The organism is Pseudomonas sp. B21-032 (assembly GCF_024748965.1).
GTDB lineage: Bacteria > Pseudomonadota > Gammaproteobacteria > Pseudomonadales > Pseudomonadaceae > Aquipseudomonas.
In genome coordinates, this window is the sequence record NZ_CP087180.1 from 3118983 (window position 1) to 3128062 (window position 9080).

The window sequence follows — 9080 nt, forward strand, 5'->3', positions numbered from 1 at the left end:
TCGGGACATCGCATACAGCGACAAAGTGCGCGCCACGTTTTCGCGGTTCGCATTTCGTGGCGCGAGATTCTGGGTATTGCTTGAAGCGATCTGGCTCTGCATAATCGGGCCTCTCTAGTTTTGCAAATGAGCCGACCTCGTACGTCGGCTTTTTTGTGCCTGCAAAAAGCCCCAAAGAGGGCCTCCCGCTTCCCACAATCAGCCCACATCGAGGGCCTTTTTGTGTCCCACCAGAGACAGGACTTGTGCTGGCCTTTTCATCCGCTCCATTTGGAGCTGGATTGCCAGCGACTGTCCTGCCCGGAGGTATTCCTGTGCGGTGTGTTCGAGACTCCATCCGAGCTCGGCACTCAACTGCCGGACTTCATCTTTCGCCTCGTCCTCCAACGCATCGAAAATTGATTCGTGCATTGGGCCTCCAAAGGCCCGTTAGGCCGACTTATCCTGTTCACCCAAGCCGTTCATCTCGCGAATGAGTTCAGCTGCGCCCAGGCGGCGAGCCATGAGCGAAAGGTCATGGATGTAGGTAGCCAATTGCATGCCCGCGCGCTTCGCCTCCATGCGCAGATAACGCAAGTCCTCAGGCTTGTAGCGGAGCTTGCAAACTTCACTGCGCTTATGGGCGGGGTTGTCGTAGGCCATACAGGTGTTGCTCCTTGCGGTTGGAATGAGGTTGTGCGGATCGGTGGGGCGTATGACTAAGCCGCTTCGTCTTGCAGGCTGGCTTTCAAGGCGCCCTTGGTGATTCGCTCAATTTGGTACTGGCGCAACTCCGGCACCATTTCCCACTGACGGACAGCCTCGTACGTAACGCCGAGGGCCTTGGCCAGCGAGGAAATGGAGCCGAAATGCTTGATTGCTTGCGACTTGGTCATACCGACCTCCTTTGCTCATACACATATTCAAGCATGCTTGTATTTTTAAAACAAGCATGCTTGACAAGCACTCTTGTAGATTGCCCTCATGAAAATCACTGATCGAATTACGAAACTCGTAGTCGCGAGGAAGCCCGCTATTGGGGTTCGGAGCGTTAAACGAGACATAGCCACCACTTGCGGCATCAGCTATGAGGCTGTGCGTCAGTGGTTTGCCGGCGACACCGAGAACATCAAGAACGAAAACCTGGTCGCGCTTGCGGACGGCTATGACACGACAGTCGATTGGTTGCTATCCGGGAAGGGAGAGCCGCCGCGTCGTAAAGAAGCACCGAACCTAGAATCGGAAGACCAAGAGACGAAGTCATCCGCAGATCTCGTTCAACAGATGCTTGCCAAGCATGGAAAGAATCTTTCTGAAGACGCGCGCCGAATGATCGCAAGCGCGGTTGAGGAAACAGCGGCCGAGCTGAAGGCCGGGAACGTTGTCACTGTCGACTTTTCACGGCCTGGGCTTGTCGGGGATGAGGTGTGGATTGCCCACTATGATGTGAGTGGCGCCATGGGTGATGGCGAGGTGACTCACGACTTTCCGGAGATGCTGCAAGACATTCGGGTTAGCCCTAGGCACCTACGAGAACTGGGCGTCGAGTTCAAAGAGCATTATCACCTCAAGCTGATCACAGGCCGGGGGCAGTCGATGGCCCCTACCATCAAAAACCGTGACCCCTTAATCGTGGATGTGAGCATCCGTGAATTTGAGGGTGATGGGATCTACTTTTTCTCGCACCAGGGGCACCAGTACATCAAGCGCCTGCAGAAGAAAGGTCGCGACTATTTCAAGATGGTTTCGGACAACACCAATCATCCGCCCGAAAACATCCGCGTCGATGAGACCTACATTCAGGCCCGGGTACTGTTGGTCTGGAACGCTCATCTGGTGTAGCCATGCCCCTGACCAAGCCCAACCAAGAGCTGCACCGCGATCTGAAAGAAGCAGCTGCTGCCCTCAAGTGGTCGGGCGTGGATCTGTTCGTTTTTGCCAAGAAATTGCTTGCTGCCGGCGATGAAGACGGAACAAACGAGCTGATGCAGATTGCTCTGCGCTTCCAGGATGTCGAGGACAAGCTGGAGGGGTATGCCGAAGAGGTGAAGGCGGGCCGAGTGAAAAGGACAAAGGAATGAGCCCGGGCAAGCCCAACCAAGAGCTGCGCCGAGACCTCCAGCATACTCTGACTGCCCTCAGAATAAAGCCCGCCTCGGCGGGCTTCTTCATGCCTGATTGCGAGCGCTTGAAGGCGGGATGACTGTAGTGGTCTCGCTTGGAAAGATCGAGACTCGCCTTGATCGCATCGAGAAAAACATGGTGCCCAAGGGCCAGATAGCGCTGCGGGTGCTCTCGGCCTAGTGGAGGTAGTCGGCTCGACGGTGGGCGGCACCTGGTGCATGGTTCATGCAATATCTCGCCCCAATCCTAAGATCTCTTCCCAGCTAAAACAAAAGAACCCTTATACAGCCCGGCCCAGCGCCGGGATTGCTGTTTCTGCTGATCCCCTGCTCTGCTATCGTGTCGCCCTCAGATCGCAATGGAAGCATCAAGGAATGGAATCATGGAAGACCCTAGCGATTGTCTTTATGGCATCGATCAGCGCTGGCGCTGTAGCGTTTGAAGTCAAGAACCCCGTAGAGAGAACCCTGACAGTCACCACCATGGTTCCAACGATGATCCTCGGTGGAACCACAGCATTCACAGTCTACGGCCCCTCGATGATGATAAAGGCGAAGGACGACGCCCTCGCATTCATTGGCTCAGAAGGTGAAATTCGCGGCGCTCAGTTTGAGCAGGCAGTTCGGTACTATCATTCAGCCTACAGTCCGCCACATATGACTGATGACCAATTAGCCCTAGCAATCGTCACAACTTTCTGAATCTTCCCCTTCGTATTTACATACAAGCCAGGCTCAGTCTGGGCTTCTAACTGATGCTCTCTCTTAACTTGGACGGCTAACCCCATAACTGACTACTCCAGTCATGAGAGCTCGCGTCGGCGAGCTTTTTACTGCCTGCTACGCTTTCCTCAGCACCTTAGAGGAATCAACATGGCCGCACTTCCAGATGATCCGACACCTGCCCTGCTCAGCCGGCTGAATCAAAACATCAATGCTTTGGGCGCAGCTATTGAAGAAATCGGGATTTGGATCGACCAGCGAGGCTCCACTGAGACATACCATCGTGTCAGTGAGCACCTTGAAGTGCTATCAGAAAACAGCGATGCCATTGCCGAATTGCTGGTCGACTTGATCGCCAGGTGGAGTCCGGAAGAATCTGGGGATCCAGAGGATTGAGAAAGCTGGCGAACTGATATCGCTTGGCTACACTAAAATCAGCTGACGGATCAGCACCCCGTGTGGAAAAGCAGCCCGCCTTGTGCGGGCTCTTTCATACCTTCACGAAATTTTCACCCCGGCGCAGGCATGGTGAATTCTCATCCGTGGAACACTTAGCCCGCCCTCCCCCAGGCGGGCTTTTCTTTGCCTGCGTTATGGCTCAGGTCCGTAAACGTCCGGCGAACTCACCTATTTGAAGGACGCTCTGACTCGTTTGCCAACACATCGTGCGACTGATATAAGCCTGCTTCTGCCGCACTGCTGGACGCCGGATTTAGCTTCCTAACCAAGCTAATGTTTTGCCTTTGTGATGGATAACTTAAAGGAAGGAATATGACGTTGCATCAGGATTTTAAAGTTTTGCTGTTTTCTTATGGCACCTTGCAGGACAAGGCCGTTCAGGTAGCCAACTTTGGCCGAGAGCTAGTTGGGCAGCCTGATCGCATGGCCGGCTACAAAGAGTCCTACGTTGAAATTACTGATCCAGAGGTGCTTGCCACTAGCGGGAAAACACACCATCCGATTGTCATCCCTAGTGCAAACCCTGAGGAAACTGTTTCAGGCATGGTCTTCCAGATCACCCCACAAGAGCTACGTGCAGCGGATGCCTACGAGGTTTCCGACTACAAGCGTGTTGCAGTGGGGCTTGTCTCCGGGTTGACAGCATGGGTGTATGTAAAAGCCTAACAAATTCAAGAAATTCGTTGGCGCATAGTGAGTCCAGCATTCCCGGTGAACTCGACCTCTTAAGCAGTCGGCACCTAACACCGGAATGCTGGGATTTGCAATTTGTTGTCTCGGAACGCTTACGTAGAGCGGGCCTTTCTTCGCTTGCGTGATGGCGCTGGGCCGGGGTGGTTGGATGGGCGACCCGATAAGGAGATCAAAATTGGAACCTTCCGAGAAGCAATGCCCCTACTGTGCCGAGACGATCAAGGCTGAAGCCATTCGCTGCAAACATTGCCAAGCAGATCTGAGCCAGAAGATCGTCCTCCCGTCTGGCTTCGTTGACAAGCCAAAAGGAATGGGCGTCCTGGCCAAGATCTCAATTACGGCTGTCGCGCTGCTTGTGGCGTTCCTGGGATTCGGTGCCTACGTTGGCAGCACCCCCGAAGGCAAGGCAAAGTCCGAGGCGCGAGCTGCGATTGATCTTTGCCGCGACCGGGAATCTTCCTATTCGGGACCTGCCAATGCGCGCAGCATAATTAGTGGAGCATGTCAGATGCTTGAAGATGACTTCCGTCGCAAATTCGGACACGCGCCGTAAGCCTCTCAACTAAGACAGAAGCCCGCCATTGAGCGGGCTTTTTTGTTGGCTGTCAGAAAGGCGCCGCCTCCTCCACTTCTTCTTCCCAATCCTTCGAAATCACCAGGTCATCACGATCCTCGGAGTTCTGCTTCTCCCACTTGACTGTCACGCTTCCGTCGTCATTGAAGGTTAGGTCCAACTCTGGCGTTTCGGAAAGCAGCCCCATCACCTCCTCCCATTCTAAATCCCCATCTGTGTCGAGCCGATGGATCGTCACCCAGCGCTGCAACTGCGCGATCGGGTGATTGATCATTGACGACACTCTCAGGCCCAGCCGCTCCAAGCCGGTCATCTCCTGTCGAGCCTGTAGTGCTTCCTTCTTCTGCTGCTTGGCCATTTTCTCCCTCTCTGCGAACACTGGATAAACATACAGTACAAAAAAGAAACACAAGCTTGCTTGCATTAAATAAGCAAGCATGCTTTTATGCGTGCAAGCCGACTTGCATTAGAAACACAAGCAGCCGGCAGAGGGCCTCAAGCGGCCCTGCTCTTTAGCGACACACCTTGCCGGATCGACACCGGCCCAGATTCAAAGGCAGCGATGGACAGGCCTCAACAGTCCAGAGGGGTGGCAACTGCCCCGGGCGTGCAGCGTAAAGCGCCAAGAACAGTTATCCGGCGGACCAGGGTCGCGGTCGGAGGAACAACGAGCGATGTAAGTCCAGGCTGCCGCCAGTAGCGAGCCTGGACACTGACCAATCAGTCGCCTCATGCACGAGGTGATGTAAAGCGTCACCAAATAGATTGGAAAGGGACATAAATAGTCTCCTTTCCCGCAAGCATGACGATTTCACTGGCAGCCCTTCTCACGAGGGGCTGACGGGAAATCAACCGCCCTGGAGGGCAAGACGATGAACGCTGAACAGACAGATCGAGTGCAGGAAATTGTTCAGGAGATCGCGACTGACGAAAGCATTAGCTTTGACGAAGCCTTCTCGATCGCGATGAATCACCTTAAATACTGGGCCGATGGAATGCCTAAAGGCAGACCGTTTGCCGGCGGCGGGAAGTCTCAGGTCGTTGGTAACCAAGCAGACCATGTCTCGGACTGAGATACGAAAATCCAAGGCCCGCCGGGTGCAGAGAGCGGATTTGCAAGGTTCCTGATCCTCTCGCGAAGATCGGTGATCTCAAGCTTGCTTGATCCATAGTAAGTGCCGATCGGTAGCTTTCGAATGCTGCCGTCCTCAAAGGTAACCGTCTTGTTCAGGCCTAGGGACTCCATCCCGGCATGAAGATCTTCATAGTCATCGCAGCTCGCTTTGAGCAGCTCAACCCGCACCATGTAATCCGTCATAACGATGTTCCTTATTTCGACTGTGGATCCAAGATCCTAGCCGGTTTCCCTCGACTGTGGAAAGCGAGGAAACAGGGAGCCTGACCCTGTAAAAACAGGCTGTATTCCCTGACAGCCGGAAAGACGGCCCGATGCCCTGCCCCCCATCGCAGGCTGCATCGGGGTGTAATTTGGCGTTTGCCTCGTTTGGTACAGGGGCGCTCTGCGTGCAGAGTGCGGTCGATAAGGTAGCGCTGCCGAAGTCGACGTAAGCCTTTCGGGTTCGAATCCCGGCCAGATCACACCCCGATGCAGATCGCATCACCGCAGGCGAATCCGGGGCCTTCCCGGCCAGACCAGATGCTTCCCGGGCAGCGCCGGGCGCCTGCATCCCCTTCCCTTCATATCGATCGCATTGGCAGGTGCCAGGCCAGTCTTATGGCTGGGTTTGGTCACCCGCGCCTGGCTCCTGACCAATGCGGTCCAGAGGATCAGTACATGCATGACTGCACCGATACCCAGGCCGTGTGCCGGGGCTGCGGCCTCAAGTTGCGCGGGTCGCCTTCTTGGAAGGGCGGCCTGGCCTACCACCCTGAGCCAGACGGCGAAGTGCACCGCTGCCACTACGGCGGCTGGGTCTGCTCCCGGCGCTGCGACATCAAGGCCTGCGTTGAACTGGAGGGGACCATGCCCGGATGCGGCACGGTGAAAAGCTTCCAGCGACTTTCCCCTTACGCGAAAGAGAGCATCAATCGCCATTGGCCGGAGGTGGCATGAGCGGCTGGCAAACGATCGACTCGGCGCCGCGTGACGGCACCGAAATCATCCTGCGAAAAGGGGACCGAGTCACGGCGGGCGCCTGGATCGAGTGGAGCAAGTCCGAAGCCGAGTTTCACGGCTCCACCGGCGCCTACCTTGGGCAGGTTGAGTATGACTCTGGCGCTTCCTGGCTTTCTTGGGATGGTGGCTTCCGCGATGACGACGAGCCAACCCACTGGCAGCCCCTCCCATCCCCACCCACCGAGTAACCCACCACCTGGAGGCGACCATGTCAGCACTACGCAAAGCCCAATGGCTCTACGACAACGCCGAGCCTGAAGACGATTCAGCTCATCAAGAAGCGATCCAGGCATGGATTGAAGACAAGGCAGAGCAATTGATTGGCGGTGCTGACGTTCTGGTCCGCCAACGCTTTGGCCCACCGGTGGGCATCCGCCAAGACCAGTTCGTTGCCAAGGTCGCCGAGCACCTCAAGGCACTGCAGGAGGCCGAGCAAGACGACCTCAACGCCTTGGCCCTGCTCCTGCTTCAAGCTGAAACAGGCGGCTCCGTGAAGAACATGGTCGGGGAAGTCGTCGGCCAGAGCGACCACAGCCGCGGCAAGCTCTACGAAATCGCCGAGTCGATCCTTGAGCAGTATGCGCAGACCGGGGTCGAGGCGGATGCAGAGGATGCCGAGCTATGAGCCCCCACGTTCTCATCGGTGAAGCAATAGCGCAGCTGGAGCAACGGTACACGCTCCGCGCAGATAAGCGGCTCGAGGCGCTGATCGTGAATCACTTCACCGCCGGCGCTCTCGATTCCGACGAGTTCAAACACTACTGCGAGCGCGCACGCCGGGTTGCCGAGCGGCGCAAGGAGGTTGCATGAGCACTGCACCGGTTAAATCGCTCATCGATGAGCAGATTGAGGAAGTCATGGCTGCCCAAGTCCGCGGAACCGTTCGGTTCCCAGTCGGCATGCGCGTTGCGGATCTGCCCTACCCGATCAAGGCTGACTGGCTGAAGCGCCGGCCGATTGCCAGGTCGAGGTCATGCCCATGACCTGCTACCAGCGCGCCAAGCGCATCGCCTTCTGGCGTGGGTCTGCTCTCACCCTCTTCCTTTGCACCGCCTGGATGCTTGCAAGCGCATTCGCCGGGAAGGTCACTCAGTAACTCTTCAAACCTACAGCGCTGCTCAAAGCTGCGCATGGAGCTATCAATGTCCAGTACCAACATGCGCATCTGGGACCAGGTCGACACCACCGACCCCAGCGCCACAAAGAACTTCACGGGCATGGGCGGCTTCAAGGGCACCGCCATCAAACCAACCTACCTGATGCGCAAGGCGACCGAAGTGTTCGGTCCTTGTGGTGAAGGCTGGGGCTGGACGGTACTTGAGGATCGGTTCGACGAAGGTGGTCCACTCCAGGCTCCGACAAAAGAGTGGCCGGATGCCCCTCGCATTAACGCCAAGCTGCACACTTTGAAGATTGAGCTCTGGTATCTGGGCAAGGACGGCCAGAAGTGCACGGTGCAGCATTACGGGCACACACCTTTCGTACTGCTTCAACAAGGCAAAATCATCACCGATTGGGAGGCGGCGAAAAAGTCCCTCACTGACGCCATCGGCAAATGCCTCCAACCCCTCGGATTTGCCGCCGATATTCATATGGGCATGTTTGATGACGCCGCATATGTCGAAACGGTTCGTAGCGAGGTTGCTATCGAGAAGGCTGAAGACAAGGCCGCCGAGGAAGAGCGTCAGAAGCAAGAAAGGCTGGAATGGCTCAAAACTGCCGTTGAAACCATGAGCGGCGCAGTATCCATGCATGAGCTAAAAACGCTCAACACACGATACGTCAAAAGCGCAGTGGCTCGTAATGAAACGGCATTCTTGCGGCGCCTTGCCGAAGCTTTCGATGAGCGCAAGGCCATTCTGGAAGCGAACCTCGCCAGCAAGGGAGCCGCAGCATGAGCACCCTTTACGAATTGACCGGCCAGTTCCAGGAGCTTGCCGTTCTGATGGATGGCGCCGACGAAGATATGGCGATAGCTGTTCGCGACACCATGGGCGCGATCGAAGCCGAGTTCAACGACAAGGCGTTGGCAGTAAGCCGGATCATCCTGAACATGGATGGAGACATCGAAGCTGTTGATGCGGAAATCAATCGTCTTCAAGAGCGCAAACGGATCATGTCTAACCGCAAGGGCCAGATCATTGACTTCCTGCGCGAGAACATGGAGGCGGCAAACATAACGAAGATCAGTTGCCCTCTTTTCACTATCACCCTGGCCAAAGGTCGCGAGTCGGTAATCATCGACGATGAAAAAGCTCTTCCCGATGACTTGGTTGACTCAAGGGTGACGACTGTCCCCGACAAGAAAGCCATTTCCGACCGCATTAAATCTGGGCAGGTCGTGAAAGGCGCTCACATCGAGCGAGGCAAGTCCTCGATCCGCATCAAATAA

General features: G+C 55.9%; 18 protein-coding genes. 14 read left to right on the plus strand and 4 right to left on the minus strand.

Translation table 11 applies throughout. From position 1 onward, the window contains the following. Positions 1 to 198: 198 nt before the first annotated feature. From LOY54_RS14310 to LOY54_RS14320, 3 genes are read right to left on the minus strand one after another with little or no spacing between them, the layout of a single operon-like run. Complete coding sequence (locus LOY54_RS14310; RefSeq protein WP_045194480.1) at positions 199 to 411, minus strand: hypothetical protein; 213 nt, start codon at positions 409 to 411, stop codon at positions 199 to 201. 18 nt (positions 412 to 429) lie between these two features. Then, positions 430 to 642 carry a hypothetical protein gene (locus LOY54_RS14315; RefSeq protein ID WP_045194481.1) on the minus strand — a complete coding sequence of 71 codons (213 nt, stop codon included), beginning with the start codon at positions 640 to 642 and terminating at the stop codon, positions 430 to 432. Between the two features lie 56 nt (positions 643 to 698). Next, positions 699 to 875, minus strand: coding sequence for a Cro/CI family transcriptional regulator (locus tag LOY54_RS14320; RefSeq protein ID WP_258606839.1), 177 nt, complete (start codon positions 873 to 875; stop codon positions 699 to 701). 88 nt (positions 876 to 963) lie between these two features. Here LOY54_RS14320 and LOY54_RS14325 point away from each other — a divergent pair, with 88 nt between their 5' ends. From LOY54_RS14325 to LOY54_RS14350, 6 genes are all read left to right on the plus strand, one after another. Continuing rightward, positions 964 to 1821: an XRE family transcriptional regulator gene (locus LOY54_RS14325; RefSeq protein WP_258593584.1), complete on the plus strand. Its 858-nt coding sequence runs from the start codon at positions 964 to 966 to the stop codon at positions 1819 to 1821. A 2-nt stretch (positions 1822 to 1823) separates the two neighbouring features. Further along, complete coding sequence (locus LOY54_RS14330; RefSeq protein ID WP_258593586.1) at positions 1824 to 2060, plus strand: hypothetical protein; 237 nt, start codon at positions 1824 to 1826, stop codon at positions 2058 to 2060. Positions 2061 to 2303: 243 nt separating this feature from the next. Beyond that, a complete protein-coding gene (locus LOY54_RS14335) occupies positions 2304 to 2804 on the plus strand; it encodes a DUF2388 domain-containing protein (protein WP_309475556.1) in 501 nt (166 codons plus the stop codon). A gap of 171 nt (positions 2805 to 2975) precedes the next feature. Beyond that, positions 2976 to 3221: a hypothetical protein gene (locus tag LOY54_RS14340; RefSeq protein WP_258593588.1), complete on the plus strand. Its 246-nt coding sequence runs from the start codon at positions 2976 to 2978 to the stop codon at positions 3219 to 3221. A gap of 375 nt (positions 3222 to 3596) precedes the next feature. After that, positions 3597 to 3950: a gamma-glutamylcyclotransferase family protein gene (locus LOY54_RS14345; RefSeq protein ID WP_258593590.1), complete on the plus strand. Its 354-nt coding sequence runs from the start codon at positions 3597 to 3599 to the stop codon at positions 3948 to 3950. Between the two features lie 202 nt (positions 3951 to 4152). Then, complete coding sequence (locus LOY54_RS14350; RefSeq protein ID WP_258606840.1) at positions 4153 to 4530, plus strand: hypothetical protein; 378 nt, start codon at positions 4153 to 4155, stop codon at positions 4528 to 4530. Positions 4531 to 4582: 52 nt separating this feature from the next. Here the strand turns inward: LOY54_RS14350 and LOY54_RS14355 are convergent, their stop codons facing one another. Then, positions 4583 to 4909: a DUF1654 domain-containing protein gene (locus tag LOY54_RS14355; protein WP_258593594.1), complete on the minus strand. Its 327-nt coding sequence runs from the start codon at positions 4907 to 4909 to the stop codon at positions 4583 to 4585. 514 nt (positions 4910 to 5423) lie between these two features. Between LOY54_RS14355 and LOY54_RS14360 the strand changes: the two genes are divergently transcribed. The 8 genes from LOY54_RS14360 to LOY54_RS14395 all read left to right on the plus strand — a co-directional run bounded on the left by LOY54_RS14360 (position 5424) and on the right by LOY54_RS14395 (position 9080). Continuing rightward, on the plus strand, positions 5424 to 5624 hold the full coding sequence (locus LOY54_RS14360; protein ID WP_156160167.1) for a hypothetical protein: 201 nt from the start codon (positions 5424 to 5426) through the stop codon (positions 5622 to 5624). 722 nt (positions 5625 to 6346) lie between these two features. Then, on the plus strand, positions 6347 to 6625 hold the full coding sequence (locus LOY54_RS14365) for a hypothetical protein (protein WP_045194492.1): 279 nt from the start codon (positions 6347 to 6349) through the stop codon (positions 6623 to 6625). Continuing rightward, positions 6622 to 6876: a DUF551 domain-containing protein gene (locus LOY54_RS14370; protein WP_045194494.1), complete on the plus strand. Its 255-nt coding sequence runs from the start codon at positions 6622 to 6624 to the stop codon at positions 6874 to 6876. Before LOY54_RS14365 ends, LOY54_RS14370 begins: the two co-directional genes overlap by 4 nt. A 20-nt stretch (positions 6877 to 6896) precedes the next feature. Continuing rightward, entirely contained in the window at positions 6897 to 7313 is a 417-nt protein-coding gene (locus tag LOY54_RS14375; RefSeq protein ID WP_258606841.1) for a hypothetical protein, read from the plus strand. Beyond that, positions 7310 to 7498: a hypothetical protein gene (locus LOY54_RS14380; protein WP_254468200.1), complete on the plus strand. Its 189-nt coding sequence runs from the start codon at positions 7310 to 7312 to the stop codon at positions 7496 to 7498. Before LOY54_RS14375 ends, LOY54_RS14380 begins: the two co-directional genes overlap by 4 nt. Then, positions 7495 to 7671 (plus strand): hypothetical protein, encoded by a 177-nt coding sequence (locus LOY54_RS14385; RefSeq protein WP_258606842.1) that lies wholly within the window; start codon positions 7495 to 7497, stop codon positions 7669 to 7671. The genes LOY54_RS14380 and LOY54_RS14385 overlap by 4 nt, the downstream gene beginning before the upstream one ends. A gap of 159 nt (positions 7672 to 7830) precedes the next feature. Continuing rightward, a complete protein-coding gene (locus LOY54_RS14390; protein ID WP_258593599.1) occupies positions 7831 to 8586 on the plus strand; it encodes a hypothetical protein in 756 nt (251 codons plus the stop codon). After that, positions 8583 to 9080: a siphovirus Gp157 family protein gene (locus tag LOY54_RS14395; RefSeq protein WP_258593600.1), complete on the plus strand. Its 498-nt coding sequence runs from the start codon at positions 8583 to 8585 to the stop codon at positions 9078 to 9080. Before LOY54_RS14390 ends, LOY54_RS14395 begins: the two co-directional genes overlap by 4 nt.